General features: G+C 63.5%; 22 protein-coding genes and 1 pseudogene. 10 read left to right on the top strand and 13 right to left on the bottom strand.

Annotated elements, in window-relative coordinates:
• Window positions 1-11 precede the first annotated feature (11 nt).
• The 5 genes from C404_RS52705 to C404_RS52690 all read left to right on the top strand — a co-directional run bounded on the left by C404_RS52705 (window position 12) and on the right by C404_RS52690 (window position 5,980).
• Window positions 12-3,164 (top strand): efflux RND transporter permease subunit, encoded by a 3,153-nt coding sequence (locus tag C404_RS52705; protein WP_021196900.1) that lies wholly within the window; start codon window positions 12-14, stop codon window positions 3,162-3,164.
• Window positions 3,165-3,166: 2 nt separating this feature from the next.
• Window positions 3,167-4,726, top strand: a complete 1,560-nt coding sequence (locus tag C404_RS52700) for an efflux transporter outer membrane subunit (protein ID WP_021196899.1) — start codon at window positions 3,167-3,169, stop codon at window positions 4,724-4,726.
• A 180-nt stretch (window positions 4,727-4,906) separates the two neighbouring features.
• A complete protein-coding gene (rpsU, locus tag C404_RS52695) occupies window positions 4,907-5,119 on the top strand; it encodes a 30S ribosomal protein S21 (protein ID WP_021196898.1) in 213 nt (70 codons plus the stop codon).
• A 411-nt stretch (window positions 5,120-5,530) separates the two neighbouring features.
• Window positions 5,531-5,707, top strand: a complete 177-nt coding sequence (locus tag C404_RS60340) for a hypothetical protein (RefSeq protein ID WP_021196897.1) — start codon at window positions 5,531-5,533, stop codon at window positions 5,705-5,707.
• Window positions 5,708-5,728: 21 nt separating this feature from the next.
• A complete protein-coding gene (locus C404_RS52690; protein ID WP_021196896.1) occupies window positions 5,729-5,980 on the top strand; it encodes a hypothetical protein in 252 nt (83 codons plus the stop codon).
• A gap of 9 nt (window positions 5,981-5,989) precedes the next feature.
• Here C404_RS52690 and C404_RS52685 read toward each other — a convergent pair.
• From C404_RS52685 to C404_RS52660, 7 genes and pseudogenes are all read right to left on the bottom strand, one after another.
• Window positions 5,990-6,250: pseudogene (locus C404_RS52685) on the bottom strand (low molecular weight protein tyrosine phosphatase family protein); the annotation flags it as partial.
• A gap of 224 nt (window positions 6,251-6,474) precedes the next feature.
• A complete protein-coding gene (locus tag C404_RS60335) occupies window positions 6,475-6,615 on the bottom strand; it encodes a hypothetical protein (RefSeq protein ID WP_021196894.1) in 141 nt (46 codons plus the stop codon).
• A gap of 61 nt (window positions 6,616-6,676) precedes the next feature.
• Complete coding sequence (locus tag C404_RS52680; protein WP_031329991.1) at window positions 6,677-7,336, bottom strand: hypothetical protein; 660 nt, start codon at window positions 7,334-7,336, stop codon at window positions 6,677-6,679.
• Between the two features lie 575 nt (window positions 7,337-7,911).
• A complete protein-coding gene (locus tag C404_RS52675) occupies window positions 7,912-8,766 on the bottom strand; it encodes a metallophosphoesterase (RefSeq protein ID WP_021196892.1) in 855 nt (284 codons plus the stop codon).
• Between the two features lie 5 nt (window positions 8,767-8,771).
• A complete protein-coding gene (locus tag C404_RS52670; RefSeq protein WP_021196891.1) occupies window positions 8,772-9,170 on the bottom strand; it encodes an NUDIX hydrolase in 399 nt (132 codons plus the stop codon).
• A gap of 30 nt (window positions 9,171-9,200) precedes the next feature.
• Entirely contained in the window at window positions 9,201-9,836 is a 636-nt protein-coding gene (locus C404_RS52665; protein WP_021196890.1) for a hypothetical protein, read from the bottom strand.
• A gap of 32 nt (window positions 9,837-9,868) precedes the next feature.
• Window positions 9,869-10,777 carry a LysR family transcriptional regulator gene (locus C404_RS52660; RefSeq protein ID WP_021196889.1) on the bottom strand — a complete coding sequence of 303 codons (909 nt, stop codon included), beginning with the start codon at window positions 10,775-10,777 and terminating at the stop codon, window positions 9,869-9,871.
• Between the two features lie 124 nt (window positions 10,778-10,901).
• Between C404_RS52660 and C404_RS52655 the strand changes: the two genes are divergently transcribed.
• On the top strand, window positions 10,902-11,921 hold the full coding sequence (locus tag C404_RS52655) for a zinc-dependent alcohol dehydrogenase family protein (protein WP_021196888.1): 1,020 nt from the start codon (window positions 10,902-10,904) through the stop codon (window positions 11,919-11,921).
• Window positions 11,922-12,021: 100 nt separating this feature from the next.
• Here the strand turns inward: C404_RS52655 and C404_RS0130355 are convergent, their stop codons facing one another.
• On the bottom strand, window positions 12,022-12,348 hold the full coding sequence (locus tag C404_RS0130355; RefSeq protein WP_031329990.1) for an EthD family reductase: 327 nt from the start codon (window positions 12,346-12,348) through the stop codon (window positions 12,022-12,024).
• A gap of 264 nt (window positions 12,349-12,612) precedes the next feature.
• On the opposite strand from C404_RS0130355, the gene C404_RS52650 reads away from it, so the two are divergent.
• Entirely contained in the window at window positions 12,613-12,852 is a 240-nt protein-coding gene (locus C404_RS52650) for a hypothetical protein (protein ID WP_021196886.1), read from the top strand.
• Window positions 12,853-12,999: 147 nt separating this feature from the next.
• On the opposite strand, the gene mnmE is transcribed toward C404_RS52650, so the two are convergent.
• Complete coding sequence (gene mnmE, locus C404_RS52645) at window positions 13,000-14,445, bottom strand: tRNA uridine-5-carboxymethylaminomethyl(34) synthesis GTPase MnmE (RefSeq protein ID WP_021196885.1); 1,446 nt, start codon at window positions 14,443-14,445, stop codon at window positions 13,000-13,002.
• 59 nt (window positions 14,446-14,504) lie between these two features.
• On the opposite strand from mnmE, the gene C404_RS52640 reads away from it, so the two are divergent.
• Window positions 14,505-14,903, top strand: a complete 399-nt coding sequence (locus C404_RS52640) for a VOC family protein (protein ID WP_021196884.1) — start codon at window positions 14,505-14,507, stop codon at window positions 14,901-14,903.
• Window positions 14,904-14,968: 65 nt separating this feature from the next.
• On the opposite strand, the gene yidC is transcribed toward C404_RS52640, so the two are convergent.
• The 4 genes from yidC to rpmH all read right to left on the bottom strand — a co-directional run bounded on the left by yidC (window position 14,969) and on the right by rpmH (window position 17,574).
• Entirely contained in the window at window positions 14,969-16,624 is a 1,656-nt protein-coding gene (yidC, locus tag C404_RS52635; protein WP_021196883.1) for a membrane protein insertase YidC, read from the bottom strand.
• A 6-nt stretch (window positions 16,625-16,630) separates the two neighbouring features.
• Window positions 16,631-16,945 carry a membrane protein insertion efficiency factor YidD gene (yidD, locus tag C404_RS52630; protein WP_021196882.1) on the bottom strand — a complete coding sequence of 105 codons (315 nt, stop codon included), beginning with the start codon at window positions 16,943-16,945 and terminating at the stop codon, window positions 16,631-16,633.
• Window positions 16,942-17,367: a ribonuclease P protein component gene (gene rnpA, locus C404_RS52625; protein ID WP_021196881.1), complete on the bottom strand. Its 426-nt coding sequence runs from the start codon at window positions 17,365-17,367 to the stop codon at window positions 16,942-16,944. Before rnpA ends, yidD begins: the two co-directional genes overlap by 4 nt.
• 72 nt (window positions 17,368-17,439) lie before the next feature.
• Entirely contained in the window at window positions 17,440-17,574 is a 135-nt protein-coding gene (gene rpmH / locus C404_RS52620; RefSeq protein ID WP_003262958.1) for a 50S ribosomal protein L34, read from the bottom strand.
• Between the two features lie 607 nt (window positions 17,575-18,181).
• Between rpmH and dnaA the strand changes: the two genes are divergently transcribed.
• Together dnaA and dnaN are read left to right on the top strand one after the other, a co-directional pair.
• Window positions 18,182-19,783, top strand: coding sequence for a chromosomal replication initiator protein DnaA (gene dnaA / locus C404_RS52615; RefSeq protein WP_021196880.1), 1,602 nt, complete (start codon window positions 18,182-18,184; stop codon window positions 19,781-19,783).
• A 277-nt stretch (window positions 19,784-20,060) separates the two neighbouring features.
• Window positions 20,061-21,173, top strand: coding sequence for a DNA polymerase III subunit beta (dnaN, locus tag C404_RS52610; protein WP_021196879.1), 1,113 nt, complete (start codon window positions 20,061-20,063; stop codon window positions 21,171-21,173).
• Window positions 21,174-21,239 lie beyond the last annotated feature (66 nt).

Here is a 21,239-nt window from a genome sequence, read left to right as displayed (position 1 = left end):
GGAGCCATCGCATGGCAAAGTTTTTTATCGATCGCCCGGTCTTTGCCTGGGTGCTCGCGCTGTTCATCATCCTGGCTGGGGCGATCTCGATCACCCAACTGCCGATCTCGCAGTACCCGACCATCGCGCCGCCGTCCATCATCATCACGGCAACGTATCCGGGCGCCAATGCGAAGACGCTGGACGAATCCGTCACCAGCATCATCGAGCAGGAAATGAACGGTGCGGACGGCCTGCTCTATATGGAGTCGGTCAGCCAAGGCGGTAACGGCCAGGCCACCATTACCGTGACGTTCAAGGCCGGTACCGATCCGGCGTTGGCGCAGGTGGACGTGCAGAACCGTCTGAAGCGCGTGGAAGCGCGTCTGCCCTCGCAGGTGACGCAGCAGGGTGTGCAGGTCGACAAGGCCCGCGCCAACTTCCTGCTGTTCGCCACGCTGGCGTCGACCGACGGCAAGATGGACCCGGTGGCGCTGGGTGACTACATCTCGCGCAACGTGCTCAACGAAATCAAGCGCGTGCCGGGTGTGGGTCAAGCGGTGCTGTTCGGTACGGAACGCGCCATGCGCGTCTGGATCGATCCGGCCAAGCTGGTCGGCTACAAGCTGACCCCAACCGACGTCTACAACGCCATCCGCGCACAGAACTCGCTGGTGTCCGCCGGTACGATCGGCGATCTGCCGTCCGTTTCCGACCAGCCGCTCGCGGCCACGGTCGTGGTGGAAGGCCAGCTCACGACCACCGAGCAGTTCGGCAATATCGTGCTGGTGTCCAAGCCCGACGGTTCGCTGGTGCGCGTGAAGGATGTGGCGCGCCTGGAACTGGGCGGCCAGACCTACTCGACGTCGGCCCGCATCAACGGCCAGCCGATCTCGGCCATTGGTGTGCAGCTGTCGCCCACGGGTAACGCGCTGGGCACCGCCAAGGCCGTGAAGGCCAAGCTGGAAGAGCTGTCGAAGTACTTCCCGGCCGGCGTGGAATACAAGGTGCCGTATGACACCTCGAAGTTCGTCCAGATCTCGATCGAAGAAGTGGTCAAGACGCTGTTCGAGGCCATGGTGCTGGTGTTCCTGGTGATGCTGCTGTTCCTGCAGAACATCCGCTACACGCTGGTGCCGTCGATCGTGGTGCCGATCTCGCTGCTGGGCGCGTTTGCTGTGATGAACGCGTTGGGCTTCTCGATCAACGTGCTGACCATGTTCGGCCTGGTGCTGGCGATCGGTATCCTGGTTGACGATGCCATCGTGGTCGTGGAAAACGTCGAGCGGATCATGGCCGAAGAAGGCCTGCCCCCGCGCGAAGCCACCCGCAAGGCCATGGGCCAGATCACGGGCGCCATCATCGGGATTACGCTGGTGCTGATGGCCGTGTTCATCCCGATGGCGTTCTTCTCGGGCTCGGTGGGCGCGATCTATCGCCAGTTCTCGCTGTCGATGGTGTCGTCGATCTTCTTCTCGGCACTCATGGCACTGACGCTCACGCCGGCACTGTGCTCGACGCTGCTCAAGCCGATCGAGAAGGGTTCGCACCACGAGAAGAAAGGCTTCTACGGCTGGTTCAACCGCATGTTCTCGAGCACCACGAACCGCTACCAAAGCTTCGTGGAGCGCATGCTGAAGAAGACCTTCCGCTACATGGTCATCTATGTTGCGCTGATCGCAGCGGTGGTGCTCCTGTTCCTGCGCCTGCCGTCTTCGTTCCTGCCGACTGAAGACCAGGGTTACATCGTGACCAACATCCAGTTGCCGCCGGGTGCATCGGCCAACCGCACGTTGGAAGTGATCAAGCAGGTCGAGAACTACTACAAGCAGGAAAAGGCGGTCGAGAACATCGTTGCCGTGCAGGGTTTCAGCTTCTCGGGCAACGGGCCGAACGCCGGTATCGTGTTCACCCCGTTCAAGGACTGGAGCGAGCGCAAGGGCAAGGATCAAACCGCCGATGCGGTGGCCGGCCGTGCCTTCGGTGCGCTGTTCGGTGGTATTCGCGATGCGATCGTGTTCCCGCTGAACCCGCCGCCGATTCCGGAACTGGGTAACGCAACGGGCTTCACGTTCCGTCTGCAAGACCGCGCGGGTCTGGGGCATGACGCCTTGATCGCAGCCCGCAATCAACTCATGGGGATGGCGGCGCAAAGCAAGGTCATCACGGGCATGCGTCCGGAAGGTCTGGAAGACTCGCCGCAGTACCAGGTCGATATCGACCGCGAGAAGGCCAATGCGCTGGGCGTGTCCTTCACCGACATCAACGCCGTGCTGTCGACGGCGCTGGGTTCGGCGTACGCCAACGACTTCCCGAACTACGGTCGTCAGCAGCGTGTGATCGTGCAGGCGGACAAGATCAACCGCATGCAGCCCGAAGACATCATGAACCTGTACGTGCGCAACGGGCAGGGCAACATGGTGCCGATGTCGACCTTCGCGAAGGGCCATTGGATCGTCGGTCCGGTGCAGCTCGTGCGCTACAACGGCTATCCGGCGGTTCGCCTGTCGGGTGCGGCCGCGCCGGGTGCCAGCTCGGGTGATGCCATGGCCGAGATGGAACGCCTGGCCGGTAAGCTGCCGGCGGGTATCGGTTACGAGTGGACGGGCCAGTCGCTGCAGGAAAAGGCCTCGGGCTCGCAAGCGCCGGCGCTGTACGCGCTGTCGCTGCTGGCGGTGTTCCTGGTGCTGGCTGCGCTGTATGAGAGCTGGTCGATTCCGGCGGCGGTGATTCTGGTGGTGCCGCTGGGCGTGCTCGGCGCACTGCTGGGCGTGACGCTGCGTGCCATGCCGGATGACGTGTACTTCAAGGTCGGCCTGATTGCGGTGGTGGGCTTGTCCGCCAAGAACGCGATTCTGATCATCGAATTCGCGAAGGACTTGCAGGCGCAAGGCAAGGGCCTGATCGAGGCCACGCTGGAAGCCGTACACCTGCGGTTCCGCCCGATCATCATGACGTCGTTCGCCTTCATCCTGGGCGTGGTGCCACTGGCGATTGCCACGGGTGCCAGCTCCGCCAGCCAGCGCGCCATCGGTACCGGCGTGATGGGCGGGATGATTACCGCGACGGTGCTGGCCGTGGTGCTGGTGCCCGTGTTCTTCGTGGTGGTCCGCCGCATCTTCAAGGGCAGCGAGCGTCAACGCCGCCTGGATGCCGCGCACCGTCCGTTGGACGAGGAAATCTGAACATGCAGAAAACGATGACCTTCTCTTTGGCCTCATTGCCAACGCGCGCCCCCGCGCTGCTGCCGGCGCTTCTGCTGGCCGCCGGTGTATTGTCCGGCTGCTCGCTGGCGCCGACCTATGAGCGCCCGGATGCTCCGGTAACGAGCACCTACCCGCAGGCACCGGCCGGCTATGCCGTGCCGGCTGACAGCGCCAAGCCGGGCGAGAACGCCCCGCGCGCCACCGATCTCGGCTGGCGCGAGTTCTTCCCCGATCCGCGTCTGCAGAAGCTGATCGGCCTGTCGCTGGAGAACAACCGCGACCTGCGCATCGCCGTGCTCAATATTGAGGCGGCGCGCGCGCAGTACCGCCTGCAAGTCGCTGAACTGCTGCCGCCGGTCAACGCATCTGCCACGTACACGCGCAGCCTGACGCCGCAGTCGATCTCGCAGACCGGGCAGGACATCATCACCAAGCAGTATCAGCTTGGTGTGGGCATCAGCAACTACCAGGTCAACCTGTTCAGCGTGGGTGACGTGACGCGCTCCGCGCGCGCCAGCTATCTGGCGACCGCAGAGGGCCAGCGCGCCGCGCAGATCAGCCTGATCTCGCAGGTGGCCAAGGCGTACCTGAACGAGCGCGCCTATGCCGAGCAGCTTGAGCTGGCCCAGCAGACCCTGAAGGGTCGTGAGGACTACTACAAGCTCGCCAAGCAGCGCTTTGACGTGGGCGCCTCGTCGGCACTGGACCTGCGCCAGACCGAAACGCTGGTGGAATCGGCGCGTGTGTCGGTCGCCCAGCTCACGCGCCAGTACGCCCAGGCGACCAACGCCCTGGTGCTGCTGGTGGGTGCGCCGCTGCCGGCTGACTTGCCGCCGCCGACCACCGTGTCGTCGGAGAAGATCGTGGCCGACATTCCGCCGGGCCTGCCGTCGGAACTGCTGGAGCAGCGCCCGGACATCCGCCAGGCCGAGCAGAAGCTGATCGCGGCCAATGCCAACATCGGCATCGCGCGTGCGGCGTTCTTCCCGAGTATCGGGTTGACGTCCAATGTGGGCACGGCCAGCGGCGCGCTGCATGACCTGTTCAAGGCCGGCACCGGGCTGTGGTCGTTCGTGCCGAACCTCACGCTGCCGATCTTCGACTGGGGCACGCGCGTCTTCCAATTGGACTCCACCAAGGCCAACCAGAAGATCGCGGTCGCCACCTACGAGAAGACCATCCAGACCGCGTTCCGGGAAGTGTCCGACGCCCTCGTGGCGCGCGGCACGCTGGAAGAGCAGGTGGCGGCGCAAAAGCGCTTCCGCGATGCCACGGCCGAGCGTCTGACGCTGTCTGACCAGCGCTACCGCAACGGCGTGTCGAGCTTCCTCGACGTGCTCGATGCGCAACGTGACCTGTTCAGCGCTGATCAGACCCTGGTACAGACGCGCCTGGCCCGCCTGACCAACGCCATCGATCTGTACACGGCGCTGGGCGGCGGTCTGCAGGAGAGCAGCACCATTGCGGCTGCCAAGCAGGCGCAACCGACGGCTGCGCCGGGCCAGGCTCCTGCCGCACCGGACATGACGCCGGTCCGCTGATCCTTCGGCACATATCGTCCGCCGTCGTCTCCACGCGACGGCGGACGGTGCAAAAGTGCCTGATTGGACACGCAAAACCGGTGCTTGCATCGGTAAACCAATTCAACTACACTGCACGCCCTCTGGGCGGTATATAATCCGCTGTTTAGCCGTCCACCCGAATACTGAGTAAGGGATACGATGACCACTGTCCGTCTGAAAGAAAACGAACCGGTTGAAGTCGCACTGCGCCGCTTCCGCCGTGAAATCGAGCGCACCGGCCTGATCAAGGAACTGCGCGCACGCACCGCTTACGAAAAGCCGACGACCGAGCGCAAGCGCAAGAAGGCTGCCGCTGTGTCGCGCACGCGTAAACGCCTGCGCTCGCAAATGCTGCCGAAAAAGCTCTACTAAGATCGCGCGATTGTTCCGGTAGCACCAACTGGGTGCTGCCGTTGGCGGCGTGAAGTCAGTCGACTTCCAGTTCGCCGAGCTTGGTTCGTAGCGTGCCTTGCACGCGCCCGAAAGCTCTTTCGGGACCCGGCCAACGCTCCAACCCCCGATACAGAAGCTCGCAAGATGCGGTTGATGGCCTAAGTGCCGTTCTCCGCGGCTTCGATGCGCCTTCGCGCGCATGTTCTGTTGCAAACGACTTCCGCCAGCGGTGATTGACCGGCTGGCTGTTGGCGTTTGTCGCGCAGAACTTTCCGCGCTCGCCTATCCATCGCGTCGCCATAGATGCGAATTTTGCGCGGCCCCCTCGCCTCTTTACGACTTTTTGACGGGCACAGCCGTACGCTGCAGGTATCCCAGACTGCAGACGCCATGCGTCTTCCGATCATGAACCTGATGAGCCATTGGCTGCTCGGCGCGGGCGCCCTGCTGGCCATCCTTGCCCTGTTTGTCATCGAGTACATTGGAGTGGAGCGCGCGGCGCGCCGCAACGCCGAGGCCGAAGCACACCTGCCCAAGCCCTCGAGCGAAGACGCGACCGTTCTCTGAACGCTATGTCTTGAGGCAACCATGCCCACGGATTCCAACGACTACTGGTTCCCTGCCAAGCGTTACGGCTGGGGGTGGGGGTTGCCTTCGCGATGGCAAGGCTGGGTGGTGTTTGCCATCTACGCCGTTCTGCTGGTGGTGGGCATCGTCGGGCTGCCGCCTACCCGCTCGCAGGCCGTTTTCACGCTGTACGTCCTGGGCGTGACGCTGCTGCTTCTGCTCGTGTGCTGGTGGAAGGGTGAGCCGCCGCGCTGGCGCTGGGGTGGGGATTGAGTCCCTGCGCTACCTGCGTAGATGCGGACCCACCCGCTTCTCGAGCAAAGCGATGAGTTCCGGCTGCATCAACGTGTAGTCGTCGGGGATGTCCAGGCAGATCACCCGTTTGCCGCGCAGGTGCCGTCCGAAGCGTTGTGATAGCCGTCGCTGATGGCTGCGCTCCATCACGAAAATCACGTCGGACCAGTCGAGTTGTTCGGCATCGAGCGGAACATCCGCATCGGGCGCCAAGCCGGCGGAGTCGGTTTCGATGCCTGGCTAATGTGCGAGCGTTGCCTTGGCGACTGGGGACTCCTACCGCGTCTGGAGCGATTGCGCTGGTCTCAGATTGCCTCGGTGGGTTCCTAGGCTGGCGCGACAGCACCGGCTCTCCACGGGCTGCGACGCGATTCCCTTGCGCCAGATTGTTGATCGCACCGCCTACATCGGCGTTGTCCTCGAAACCGCATTCGACGCACGCGAACTTCGCCCGCGTAAGCCGGTTGTCTGCACTAACGCCCGAATTCGAACCAGACCTTGTTGAGGACGGACTTGTTCAGGCCAGATTGGGCGCGAGCGTTCTTGCCCGGCTCCACGGCGCTGCCTGCCGCAGACTTGGGCATCTTTCCCACCTGCACGTCTTCGAACGCCATCGCATGGGCCTCAAGTCGTTCAGCGCGCCGTTTCGGCGCACCGGTGTAGCAAGGGCCCCACTCAGAACCGATATGACACCCCGACCTGTATTACGGGATACCAGCGATAGCGCGACATCTCGCTTCGCAGCTCCTGCAGGCCATTCGTGGCGATAAGCTGACTATTCACCGGGCCGACCTTTGCGGCCAATTGCGGCGACAGGGTGTAGGAAGATTTTGGTATGCCATAAGCGACACCGAGATCCGCAATGAAGCCGAATCCCTTTGACGCCGGCTGATGGCCGTAGCCGATACCGAAATAAGGCATCACGGTTGGATATCGGGCTTTTGCGACGGCATACATGCCCGGCAATGCGCGAACCTTTCTGCCGGCGAACGTGTATGTGCCATTGGTTGGCACCGAAGTGCCGCTGAGTTCGTCGTCGGAAAATCGTGCACCAGCAGTTGTTCGAAAGCCGCTGTCACGCAAGGGAAAGACGTCGGCGTAAACGCCCCCCTGCCGAAGCCGAATGTCGTCCTGATAGCGATTGCCGCCGAAGCTGAAGTTGTGCGACAAGTTGATCGCATTGACATCGACATGCGCGCCAAGCCTCGAATTGAAGCTTACTGCCGCTCCAATGCCGGCACCCTGTGTACCACCTTGCAGAAATATCTCCTGCGCCTGTGCGCTGCCAACGAACATCCCCCCCATTGCTACCCACAAATAGACGGTCTTTTTCACGGACGTCTCCCTAGACGTGTCTAGGCCGCGAGCGTTTCGACTTAAGCGGTTAGGTCTGTCACCGCAACGCGCTCGGCGTTTCACTCGCGCAACGTCCTCCGTTGTTTTCACTATTGATCGGATCGCAACTCACGCTACGGGTGCGCCATACAGATATGGCTGGGGTGCATAGCCCCCGCTGTCTGTCGCGCCCCTGCTCGATCCAATCCTGATTGCGCTCTCCCCTACGGCCGTCGTGCGTTGGTCGACATTGCTCCGTCAAGGCTCGCACCGGTCGCGTTGGGATAACTGCAAGGAGCGCGCCATCGGGCGCAAACCCAATCGGGGCGGACGTTTTCCATGGCGGTCACGGATCGCGAACGCGCCAGACGGGCTGGATGTATCAAAATTGATGCGTGGTATCCCGCGATCAGTTCCCGCTCGGGGCAAGCAGTCGATGACCTGGATGAGCACGTGGGGATCGCCACGTATGCGGAATACTTTCGTGTTGAGCCGGAACCGGAGCGTGTTGGTGTGCTGGTGGAGGGGCGCCGCCGCGTTGGCAGCGGGGGGGGGGATAGTCCGAGAGGTCGCGCCTAGCTAGCCGCCTGAAGGGTGTAGAGATGCACCTCTGACGGTGAAAATAACCGGATCGGCAGATCGCTCATGCCGATGCCGCGACTGGTCACCAACTGCCCACCTTGGGCCAGCCGAAAATACCCGCTGGCAAAGCGCCGATCACCGGAGCCTGATGGCAGCACGATCGGGCGGCCATCCGGGCGCGCAATCTGGCCACCATGGGTATGGCCGCAGAATGCAAGATCGAACGGATAAGCGCGTACGTGCCGTAAGCCCTGCGGCGAATGCATCAGCAACAGCCTGCGCGCACCGGCGCCGCTGAAGGTGCGGGCAGGGTCGGGTTGCCCAACACCCGGCTCATCGAGCCCACATACATAGAGCTCGTCATAGGGCGGCGGCAGACGCACCGCTTCGTTGACGAGCATGCGCACGTCCGCCGCCTCCAGTTGCAGGCGGATGAACGTGTCATCTACCCAAAGGTCGTGATTGCCGAACACCCCAAACTTGCCGGCCGGTGCCGGCAGTTCACGCAAACGCGCGGCCAATCCAGTGACATGTCTGTGATGCAGCGAAACGAAATCGCCGCCCAGCAGGATCACGTGCGGTGCGAACGCCGCGATCGCTTGCTGCATGGCATCCAGCAGACGTGGATCAGTCAAGGGGCCCGCATGGAAGTCCGAAGCGAAGGCCACTCTGAGCGGCTCGGCCAGCGGTGCACTCAAGGGCAAAGTCACATCGCGGTGATCAACATGCAGCCGTCCTTGAAGACGCAGTGCGTGTGCGAGGTGCGCCGCCCAGCCGTTGGCGTAGAAGAGCGCTTCCGCGGTCTCGCCGGCGCGCCGCCACCAGTTGTAGTACCGGCCTCGGCCCATGTCTGCTAAACCGGTTGGACCGACGCGCCGCACGCCGCCGCAATCGACGCACGATACCCGCCAGGCAGATTCATCGGCAGTGCATCCGGTGCAAACAGCCCGAGCCGCTTGTGCTCATGGCTCACCACCGGCGCAAACGCGCCAACCAACGTGCAGTCATACGTGGCGATGAACACATGCTTGCCTGGCACGACCTCGAACAGGTACGTATCGATTGGCGCGCCGACTTCCACGCGCAGGTTCAATTCTTCGGCAATCTCGCGGGCCAGGCATTCGGTGGACGATTCGCCCAACTCGATACGGCCGCCTGGCAACTCCCACGCTTCGCGTTCATTGAGCAGCAAAACGACCTCGCCGGTGGGCGCGCGCAGCACGCCTTTGACGGAGACGGGGTAGGTGGACATGGCGCTCTCGGTGATGGTCTGCTACGTGGGTTAGGGCCCGTCCGCCACGTTGGCGGTGCCGCTGGACGTGCCCAGATGCAGTTCCTGATCAAAGGCGCGGTTCACATCGCAGTATTGTGCGCGTGCGGGCTGCGACTTCTGCCAGCGGAACGACAGCTTGGGATGGCCCGGTGTGCCATCGGCGTTCTCGGTCAGCACGTAGTAGTCGAAGCGTACGTTGGCATCAGCCGCGTAACTGGCGCCGGCTTCGCGGTTGGCGAGGATGAGCACGGCGGGCTTGCCGCCTTGCGCGAGCAAGAGCCGAAAGTCGTGGAGCAGGCAATCTGCGCCGCCGCCGGTCGTCACGTGCAGTTGCTCCTGCTCGCCACTACCGCCACTACCGCCACCCTCGCTGCGGCGGAATACCGGTACGAGGCTCCAGGGTTGCGCACGGCCTGCCGCGCCATCGCGCACAAAGAAGGTGACCACATCGAAGCTGTGCGCGTTGAAGTTCTCGCGCCACGCACGCACCGCGATTGCATCGTAGCCGCGCAGCTTCAGCGCGTTGACGCCGTTGTGTATGGGCATCAGTGCATAGCCCGCTTGCGCAGCGGCAGGGCCCGAGAGGCCGAGCAACGCCAGGCTCAGGGCGACACTGTTGTTCAGGTAGTTGCGGACCTTGCGCACCGGTCTCTCCGTTGGTGAATGGGTTCGGCCTCTCAGGCTTGGGCCAGTATGTGAGGTACTTCATCGACGAGGGCATCGATGGCCACGCGCACTTTGAGCGGCATGTGTCGGGTCTGCAGCCACAGTACGTTGATCTCTGTATCGAGCACGCCCTCGTGGCCCATGACGACCGTGAGCTGGCCGGCGTTCAAGTATGACGAAATGAGCCAGCAGGGCAGCCATGCCAGGCCAGTCCCCGCGGCTGCGGCGTCAGCGATGGAGAGCAGGTCGTCCAGCCGCAGGCGCGATGCGGGCGGATAGGTTTGCAGCTCACCATCCGGCCCGGGAAGGCGCCACGGCGTATGGTGGGCACCGCGGGCATAGACGATGCAGGTGTGCGCGTCCAGATCGCGCAGCGTTGTTGGGCGGCCATGTTTGTCGAGATAGGCCGGCGACGCGCAGAGCGCCATCCGGTTGAAGCCCAACTGTCGGCTGACCAGCGTGGCGTGGTTCGGCAGCGGGCCCATGCGTACGGCGATGTCGAAGCGGTCTTCCACGAGGTCCGCCATGCCGTCGCTGAACGCGATCTCGACTTCCAACTGCGGGTGGCGCTCGATCAAGCGGCGCATGACTGGCGCAACGCAGTGCCTGCCGAACAGCACCGGCACGGTCATCCGCAACCGTCCGGTCGGCTCCTGCCGGCTGGCGAGCAAGGCGGCTTCGGTTTCGCTCAACTCGGTCAGCACGCGCTTGCATTGCTCGTAGTAGAGCGCGCCTTCGCCGGTCAGGTTCAGGCTGCGCGTCGTTCGCTGCAGCAGCCGCGTGTTCAGGCGTTGCTCCAGCCGAGCGATGACCTTGGCCACCGCCGAGCGCGTGACCCCCAACTGCGCGGCCGCCGCCGCAAAGCTGCCTGACTCGACCACGTTCACAAATTCGGCCACGCCGCTGAGCCGATCGTCCATCAAGCCTGCTCCGTTTCGGTTGATCAAATGGCGCCTGATAGGCGACGGTGAGTCTACCAAATGGAGTCAATGCGTCTCGTGTGGAAACAATAAGATCGGTGCTTCATTGGAACGAGGAATTCACATGAAAGCATGGCAAGTGCGGCCGGGACACGGCATTGAGGGGCTGCAGCAGATCGACATGGCTGTGCGCGAGCCGGGGCCCAACGAGGTGCTCGTGAGCATGCGCGCTGCCTCCTTGAACTATCGCGACTGGATGGCGGCGCGCGGCGACTACCCGGGCATTGATGACACACCGCGCATTGCGCTGAGCGATGGCGCAGGCGAGGTGGTTGCAGTAGGGGCGCATGTGACCCGGTTCAAACCGGGGGATCGCGTGGTCAACACCTACTTCCCGAACTGGATCGACGGCGAAATCGCACTTTGGAAGATTGCCGAATCGCCCGGTGCGACATTCGATGGTGTGCTGGCCGAACAGTTTGTTGCCGACGAATCCACGCTGACGGCGATCCCGGCGCACCTAAGCTTTGAGGAGGCGGCCACGATCTCCTGCGCGGGCATCACGGCCTGGAATGCGCTGTTCGCGAATACCGTGGTCAAGCCGGGGGCGACGGCGCTGCTGCTGGGGACGGGCGGCGTCTCGATCTGGGCGCTGCAGCTGGCGAAGGCGGCGGGGCTGCGCACCATCATCACCTCATCCAGCGATGAGAAGCTCGCGCGCGCAAGGCAGCTCGGCGCGGATGCAACCATCAACTACCGCGCCGTGCCCGAGTGGCAGCACGAAGTGTTGCGGCTGACCGGTGGCGCGGGCGCCGACGTGGTGGTGGAGGTGGGTGGATACGACACCATGGCGCGCTCGATTGCGGCTACCCGGCTGGGCGGCGTCGTCTCCATCACGGGTTTGCTGAGTGGCTTCGCAGGCGTGGATTTCGGTCTGCGCAGCCTGTTCGACGTGGCCAAGCACCTGCACGGCGTGATCGTCGGCAGCCGCTCGGTGCTCGACGAGGTGGTGCGGCTGGTTGACGTGCAGCAGATCCGCCCAGTAGTCGATCGCGTCTTCGGTTTTGATGCGGTGCCGGCCGCGTATGACTACCTGCAGTCGGGCCGGCACTTCGGCAAGGTGGTGGTTCGGGTGGGGGGGTGAGGGGGATGCCCTCGGCGGGCGGTCCTACGTTTCAGCGGGCCGTTCGCTACGTCGATACAGAACCTGGCGCCGAGCTGTGGATGGCTTACCTGAACTGTTTTCAGGCTTCCGAACGCTCCACGACCACCTCACTGATTTGCAGCACGGGTTGGATATCCGTGTATTTGGCGATGTCGGCCTGGATTTCCTGCGCGTGCGGGGCGCGGGCTGCCAGGAACGCTTCTACAGAAGGACAGATGAAGTCGCACTTGGCCACGTAAACAGGGTCTGCGCCCGGAGCACCCCCTGCGATGCCCTTGTCCACCGTGTAGTACAAACACGCAGCGCCGAGCAGCTGTTTCATCATGGGCATATGCCGCTCGCGGTAGTACGCATGATCGAATCGCGCGCCTGCGGCGTACGGGTACATGACACTGACTTTGATCATCGGGTTCTCCTGTTGCTGCGCGGTCATCGAGGCGCCGTTGCTCGCGATGACGACATTGACGTCGCCGATATGGGGCGTGGCCCAGGCTTCTTCCAACATCGGCGTGCTGATTCTTCTGATTGTAAGCACCCGGTGAACCCGTTGTGCCGGCTAGGTGGCGCTGGGTGTCCAGCGAAACCGGAGTTCCCCCGACCAATCATGGATCGTCACCCGCGAAATCAAGGCTGGTATGCTGACCGACACCATCACCAGTTGGAGGGCAACATGGCTGCAAAGAAGGTCACCAAGAAGAAGTACTTGAAGATCCTCAACAAGCGCCTGCGTGCTGAGCCGGATGTGTCGCACAACGCGCTGTTCGTCTTCTACCCTCTCGGGGCAAAGGCCAAGCACGCCACCGGCGTGGTCGCCAACGAGCCCTACAGCGAGCCAGAGTTCGCAATCATGGCCGCCATTCAACGCCAGGCGGCCAGCGAGTTTATCGTTGTCAGTGAGGAGGCCGCGTAGGCAACGGCCGACGTTCAACTGTGCCGTGTGATTCCGCTATGCGAAGGCGTGCCTTTGATGCAGGGTCTCACGGCATCAGCAGTCTCAATCATGGTCATGTGGATGATTGGGACGTCTCGGCAATCTTGGGCGCCTCTGGGCGCCTGACTACTTGCCGATACAGAACCGACTAAAGATCACCCCCAGCAGATCATCACTGGAAAACGCTCCCGTGATGCTGTTCAACGCCTCCTGCGCGAGCCGTAGCTCTTCCGCAAACAGATCGAGCGATTGCGCCTGCTGATCCGCATGCTCGGCCGCCAAGGCCAAATGCTCCTTGGTCGCGCGCAAGGCGGCGAGATGGCGTTCACGCGCCAGGTACAGGCCCTCGCCGCCGCCCTGCCAACCGGCAATCTCCAGCAACGCCGCGCGCAGAAGTTCGACACCCACGCCATCACGTGCTGAGAGCCAGACCTCTGGCGGCTCGGCATCCACGCGGCCCGCGACGCCCACACTCGTCAGGTCAATCTTGTTGACGACGCGTAGCGTCGGCACGCCCGCCGGTACGTGACTGGCAATACGTGCGTCGATGGCGGCGTCTTCAGCCGAGAGGCCGTTGGCGCGATAGTCCGCTGCGTCCAGTAGGTGCAGCACCACATCCGCACGCGCGATGGCCGCCCAGGTGCGCTCGATGCCGATGCGCTCCACTTCGTCTTCCGTATCGCGCAGGCCGGCCGTGTCGACAATGTTCAGCGGGATGCCTTCAATCTGGATGGTCTGCTGCACCTTGTCGCGCGTGGTACCGGCGATGGGCGTGACGATGGCAAGCTCCGCGCCGGCCAATGCATTGAGCAGCGAGGATTTGCCCACGTTCGGCTGCCCGGCCAGCACCACGTGCAGGCCTTCGCGCAGGAGCGCACCCTGTCGCGCCTGCGCCAGCACACCGTCAACCGCTGTGCGAATCCCGGCGAGCTGGCCGCGCGCATCGGACGCTTCCAGAAAGTCGATTTCCTCTTCCGGAAAATCCAGCGTCGCTTCTACCAGCATGCGTAGATGGATCACGCGTTCGACCAGCGCGTGCACCGCCTGCGAGAACGCACCGTCGAGCGAGCGCGCCGCCGAGCGCGCAGCGGCTTCGGTGCTCGCCTCGATCAGGTCGGCAACGGCTTCGGCTTGCGCCAGGTCCATCTTGTCGTTCAGGAAGGCGCGGCGCGTGAACTCGCCGGGTTCTGCCACGCGCAGGCCGATCTCGCGGCCGGCCGCCAGACAGCGTTGCAGCAGCAGTTGCATCACCACCGGGCCGCCGTGGCCCTGCAGTTCGAGCACGTCTTCACCGGTGTACGAATGCGGCGCCGGAAACCACAGCGCGATGCCGCGGTCGATGGCGCCGCCGTCGGCGTCAAGAAAGGGCAGGTAGGTTGCCTGGCGTGGCGTCAGCAGCCGGCCGCACACGGCCTGCATGACGGCGCGCACGTCAGGCCCCGACACGCGCACGACCCCAATGCCGCCCCGCCCAGGCGCAGTGGCAATCGCCGCGATGGGAATGGTGCGGATGGGTGCGCGCGGGGCGTCGGCAGTGTTCGGCAAGGTCGTGGGGTGGTCAGCAGCAGTCATGGGCGGTATTGTGCGGCAGCCGCGCAGTTGCGCGCCAGTTTCCAACCAGGGAGATTCGGATGATCGATCACACCGGCGTCGTCGTCAGCGACTTCGAGGCCAGCAAGCGGTTTTACGAACAGGCACTGGGCGCCATTGGCCTGGCCAAGGTGCTGGAGTTTTCTGCCACCGTGACGGGGCACACCGATGTGGCCGGCTTCGGCCCGCCGGGCAAGGCGGAGTTCTGGATTTCCGCCGCGACGGCCGGGCAGGGGCCGAACAAGCCGCCGCTGCACGTGGCGTTTCGCGTGGAGTCGCGTGCCGAGGTGGCGGCATTCCACGCTGCGGCTCTGGCAGCCGGTGGCACCGACAATGGCGCGCCCGGCGTGCGTGCGCACTACCACCCGAACTACTACGGTGCGTTCGTGCGCGATCCGGACGGCCATAACATCGAGGCGGTCTGCCACACGCCGGCTTGAAGCGCGTGAGACAGGCATGAAAAAAGGGCACCCGAGGGTGCCCTTTTTGCTGGAGCGCGATCGCCTTACTTGGCAGGCGCGGCGCCCTTGTTGGTGCCCAGCATGCGGTTGATCGACCATTGCTGCGCGATCGACAGGCAGTTGTTCACCACCCAGTACAGCACCAGGCCAGCCGGGAAGAAGAAGAACATCACCGAGAACGCGATCGGCATGAACATCATCACCTTGGCCTGCACCGGGTCCGGCGGGGTCGGGTTCAGCTTGGTCTGCACGAACATCGACACGGCCATCAGCACCGGCAGGATGTAGAACGGGTCCGGTGCCGACAGATCGTGCACCCAGCCCAGCCACGGCGCACCGCGCATTTCCACCGACGACAGCAGCGCCCAGTACAACGCCATGAACACCGGGATCTGGATCACGATCGGCAGGCAGCCGCCGAGCGGATTGACCTTCTCGGTGCGGTACAGCGTCATCATCTCCTGGTTCATCTTTTGCGGATCGCCCTTGTGGCGCTCGCGGATGGCCGTCATGCGCGGCTGCAGGTCCTTCATCTTGGCCATCGAACGGTAGCTCGTGGCCGACAGCGGGAAGAACACCAGTTTGATCAGCACGGTCAGTGCGACGATCGACCAGCCCCAGTTGCCCAGCAGCCCGTGAATCTTCTCCAGCAGCCAGAACAGCGGCTTGGCGACGATGGTCAGCCAGCCATAGTCCTTCACCAGATCCAGGCCCGGGGTGATGGCTTCAAGCATGCGCGCTTGCTGCGGGCCGGCAAACAGGCGTGCCGTGGCCGAGACGCTGGCGCCCGGCGCCACCGTGCCCAGCGGCTCCTGAATGCCGATGCGGTAGAAGTTGGTATCGACGCGGTCGACGTAGTACTCGCGCTTGACGTTGTCAGCCGGAATCCAGGCCGAGGCAAAGTAGTGCTGCACCATCGCCACCCAGCCGCTGTCGGTCGGGGCCGGCACGTGTGCCTTGCCCTTGTCGATGTCGGAGAAGGTGATCTTGTGGAACTTGTCGCCGTCGGTGTACACGGCCGGGCCGGTGAACGTGCTGTAGAAGCGCGATTGCTCAATCGCGCCGCCGTCGCGGGCCAGTTCCATGTACAGCGTCGGGTTGATCGGCGCCGTGCCGTCGTTGGTCACGTCAAAGCGCGTGTCGATCACGTAGCTGCCGCGCTTGAAGACGTACGTCTTGACCAGCTTGGCGCCGCCCTTGTCGGCCGTCAGCGTGATGGAGACATCGTTGCCGGTGCCCAGGTCACGCGGGCCGGCCGAGGCCGCAAACACCGTCGTGTGGTTCGGGAAATCGCCGCCGATGATGCCCGAGCGCGCCAGATAGGTGCGCTCGATGCTGCGGTCGAACAGCACCATCGGGTTGCCATCGTGGTCCTTCTGGTCCAACAGCTCCAGCTTGGTGACGATCGCGCCGGCCGTGTCGATGGCGGCGCGCACCACGTCGGTCGTGATGACGATCTTTTCCGAAGCCGGTGCCTGCGAGACTGCGCCCGTGGCCGGAGCGGCCTGGGTGCCTGCGGCTGCCGCTGCGGCGCTCTTCGGCACGTCGCCCGCGGGAGTGCTGCCCGGTGCGGCAGTCGTGGCCGTCTGCGGCGTCGGGAAGAACATCGACTGGTGGCCATTCGCGCGTTGCCAGTTGTCGAACAGCAGGACAACCGCCAGCGAGAAGATCACCCAGAGAATGGTGCGTTTGATATCCATGTCGGATTACGGTCTGGGAAGGTGAATCGACGGCCGCACAGCCTGCGTGTCGGCTGCTGTCGCGTCGGTCGATGCGGAATCGGTGGAGCGGGGCACAGCGTCGCCAGCGGCGGGCGGCACAGGATCATACCCGCCTTGTGCGAACGGATGGCAGCGGCATAGGCGTTTTGCCGCAAGATAACTGCCGTAGCCCGGCCCGTGCGTGATGACGGCGTCGCGCGCGTAGTCGGAACAGGTCGGCAGGAAGCGGCATTGTGCGCCCACGAAAGGGCTGAACGCCACTTTGTAGATGCGCAGCAGAAACAACAGCACGCGCGTCATGACGTGCTCCCGGCAGCAGGCTGGGAGGCAACGGGTGGGGCAGGCGGAGCAGGCAGCGGCCGTGTCGCAATCTCAAAGAGGTGCGACAGCTCTTCGTGGCAGATGCGCTTGAAGGCGGCCACGGTGGGCACGTCCTGGCGTGGAAACTTGGCGTGCAGGCGGATCAGCACGTCGCGGCCGCCCAGAGACGGCTGCCGCAGGCGGAACAGCTCGCGGCACTGGCGCTTGATGAGGTTGCGCTCGACGGCGCGCTTGGCGAATTTCTTGCCAATCACCACGCCCAGGCGTGCCTGCGGATGCCCATTGGCGCGCACATACAGCACAAAGTGACGACTGCGCCGGACGGGCCGCAAAGCAAAAACGGATGAGAACTCATCCGTTTTCGTCAGCCTTGCGGCTTTGGGGTAGGCGTGCAAGCCCATCGCCGGCTGGGGGTAAGACTGCGGCAAAGCCATGGGCAACGGCCAGGGGCCGCCACCCGGGGCGCGGCAGTCTTAGATGGCCAGGCGCTTACGGCCCTTGGCGCGGCGTGCGTTCAGCACGGCACGGCCACCACGGGTCTTCATGCGGACACGGAAACCGTGGGTGCGCTTGCGACGGGTAACGGAAGGTTGGTAGGTACGCTTCATGATGCACTCTCTTGTTAATTGGTGGTGCGGACGCTGCCGCACGCGCCGGGCCTAGGGTCGCCCCGCAAAGCCTGGTGTCGATTCATTAGGAGAAATCGCCCACGCAGACCGCCGTGCGCTGTGTTGTTCACGGGCACCGACGGTATCGGGCCTTAGCCGGATCAGGCGCGCTGGACGAATCCGGCGCCGCGTCTGACGCGAACAAGCGTGCGCTCCCCTGCCGCGCATCGCAGAACCCGCCATTTAAACGATGTTTGCCGAATCTGTCAAGCCTGGCAGATTGGGGATAACGTGTGCTCCACACCAGAAATCCACCCGTCTGCAAGTTGTCCCCAACGCCTTGTGCGGCCTGGGTCGTTTCGGTGAAAGCCTTGCCGGTATTGGGTTTGTGGGCAGGTGTCAAAAGTAGTTGTCCACTGCTACTCACAGCAGTTCCACAGGTTATCCACAGACTTATCCTTTGTGGATAACTTTCGGCCGGGGGTACAATCCCGTTCCAATAACGAATGCCACCCGGTTTCTGGCTTGTGCCAGAGGCCCGGCGGCCGGCCCCGCCCGGGGACGTCGACAGACGCGTGTGGCGCCGGTCAAACAACTAACGATAACGATGCAGGATTTCTGGCATGCGGCATCCGCTCAACTTGAGAGTGAGCTGACGCCGCAACAATTCAAGACGTGGATCAAGCCGCTCACGCCGCTGTCATTTGACGAGCAGGCGTGCACGCTGCGGATTGCCGCGCCTAACCGCTTCAAGCTCGACTGGGTCAAGAGCCAGTTCTCCGGCCGCATCCAGTCGCTCGCGTGTGACTACTGGGAGATGCAGGTCGACGTGCAGTTCGTGCTCGACCCGGCCGCCGGCCAGCGCCAGGCGGCCCAGCAGCCGGCGTTTGCTCCGGCGCCGATGCAGCCGATGGCCGCGCAATCGATTCAGCCGAGGCAGGCAGCGCCAGCCGCCATGCCGGCCGCAAGCAGCGCCGCACTGGATGCTGCAGCCATGCGTCCGGCCCCCGCGATGTACCGCGAAAATGCGCTCGCCACGGCCAGCCATGCTGTGGCCGAGATCGACGTGCCCGTGATGGACGCCGCCGAGGTGAGTGCCCAGTCATACCGCATGCCGCCGCAGGCACCTGCCATGGTCACGGGCCTGGCGACGCCGCCGCAGGCGCCTGTGGACGACACCGTGCACGAGCGCTCGCGCCTGAACCAGATCCTCACGTTCGACAACTTCGTCACCGGTAAGGCCAACCAGTTGGCGCGCGCCGCGGCCATCCAGGTCGCCAACAACCCGGGCAAGTCGTACAACCCGCTGTACCTGTACGGCGGCGTGGGCCTCGGTAAGACGCACTTGATCCATGCCATCGGCAACTTCATGCTGATGGAGAATCCGCGCGCGCGCATCCGCTACATCCACGCAGAACAGTACGTTTCTGACGTAGTGAAGGCTTACCAGCGTAAGGCGTTTGACGACTTCAAGCGCTACTACCATTCACTCGATCTGCTGCTGATCGATGACATCCAGTTCTTCTCGGGCAAGAACCGCACGCAGGAAGAATTCTTCTACGCGTTCGAGGCGCTGATTGCCAACCGCGCGCAGGTCATCATCACCAGCGATACGTATCCGAAAGAGATCACCGGGATTGATGACCGCCTGATCTCGCGCTTCGACTCCGGGTTGACGGTGGCCATCGAGCCGCCCGAGCTGGAAATGCGCGTCGCCATTCTGATGAAGAAGGCGCAGGCCGAGAATGTGACCGTGCCGGAAGAGGTCGCCTTCTTCGTCGCCAAGCATCTGCGTTCGAACGTGCGTGAGCTGGAAGGCGCGCTGCGCAAGATCCTGGCGTACTCCAACTTCCACGGTAAAGAGATCACGATCGAGGTCACGCGCGAGGCGCTGAAGGATCTGTTGACGGTGCAGAACCGCCAGATCTCGGTGGAGAACATCCAGAAGACCTGCGCGGATTTCTACAACATCAAGGTCGCGGACATGTACTCCAAGAAGCGGCCGGCCAACATCGCGCGCCCGCGCCAGATCGCCATGTATCTGGCCAAGGAGCTCACGCAGAAGAGCCTGCCGGAAATCGGCGAGCTGTTCGGTGGACGCGACCACACCACCGTGCTGCACGCCGTGCGCAAGATTGCCGACGAGCGTACCAAGGACGCCCAGCTCAACCACGAACTGCACGTGCTGGAGCAAACGCTCAAGGGTTGATGGCGCATCGCGCTGCCGCGTGCCACCAAGGCGCATGGCAGCGCCATCTGCCCAGAATTTGCCGCATGCAAACGCCCGCTCGAACGCGGGCGTCTTTTCATGCACAATAGACATATTTGCCGCGCGCGCGACGCTATCCAGCGCCCCCTTCTTTGCGGTATAATTTGTGATTAACCCCTTGATTTACAACAACTTTGGGGTTAATCGCGAATGCTCCTGCAGGCACAGGCCATGAGGGGCGCGCGCGGTGTCACCTCAAACTGCAAGGATCGCCTTCATGCAATTGGTCAAAACCTCGCGAGACAACCTGCTGCGTCCGCTGCAAATCGTGAGCGGCATCGTGGAACGCCGTCACACGCTGCCCATCCTGGCCAATCTGCTCATCACCAAGAAGGGTGAACGGGTTTCCTTCCTGTCCACCGACATCGAAATCCAGATCACCACGCACGCCGATTGCGGCGCCGGCGCCGGCGATATCGCCACCACTGTGGCCGCCCGCAAGCTGGTCGACATCCTGCGTGCCATGCCTGACGGCGAAGTGGCGCTGACGCTCAACGACAAGCGCATGACGGTGCAATCCGGCAAGAGCCGCTTTGCGCTGCAGACGCTGGCCGCCGAAGAATTTCCGACCGTGGCCGAGGCAACCGACTTTGGTGCGCGCATCACCCTGCCGCAGAAGACGCTCAAGCACCTGCTGGCGATGGTGCACTTTGCGATGGCCCAGCAGGACATCCGCTACTACCTCAACGGCATGCTGCTGGTGGTGGATGGCAAGCAAGTCATGGCCGTCGCCACCGATGGCCACCGACTGGCCTACTGCGGCGTGGAAACGGGCGAGCAACCCGCTGGCGCTGGCCGCCACGAAGTCATCATCCCGCGCAAGACCATCCTTGAGCTGCAACGCCTGCTGGAAGACGTGGACGATCCCGTCTCGGTGCAACTGGCCTCGAACCAGGTCAAGTTCACCTTCGGCAATATCGAGCTGATCTCCAAGCTGGTCGAAGGCAAGTTCCCGGATTTCCAGCGCGTGATCCCGAAGGGGTACCGCAACAGCTTCACGATCGACCGCACGTTCCTGCAAAGCGCACTGCAACGTACGGCCATCCTGACGACCGACAAGTTCAAGGGCGTGCGCTGCATGCTCGACACCAACGTCCTCAAGATCAGCTCCACCAACGCTGACCAGGAAGAAGCGCAGGAAGAACTCGAAATCGACTACCAGGGCGACGCGCTGGATATCGGCTTCAACGTCACCTACCTGCTGGACGTGCTGGCCAACCTCAAGGCCGAAAAGGTGCAGGTGAGCCTGGGCGACTCCAACTCGAGCGCGCTCATCACCCTGCCCGACGACGACACCTTCAAGTACGTCGTCATGCCGATGCGCATCTGACACGCATTTGCCAGATAAGCACTATCGATAGCAAGACGAGGGGCTGGATCGGAAAGATCCGCCCCT

This window comes from Ralstonia sp. AU12-08, from assembly GCF_000442475.1.
Taxonomy (GTDB): Bacteria; Pseudomonadota; Gammaproteobacteria; order Burkholderiales; family Burkholderiaceae; genus Ralstonia; species Ralstonia insidiosa.
This window is presented reverse-complemented; position numbering and strand designations above follow the sequence as displayed.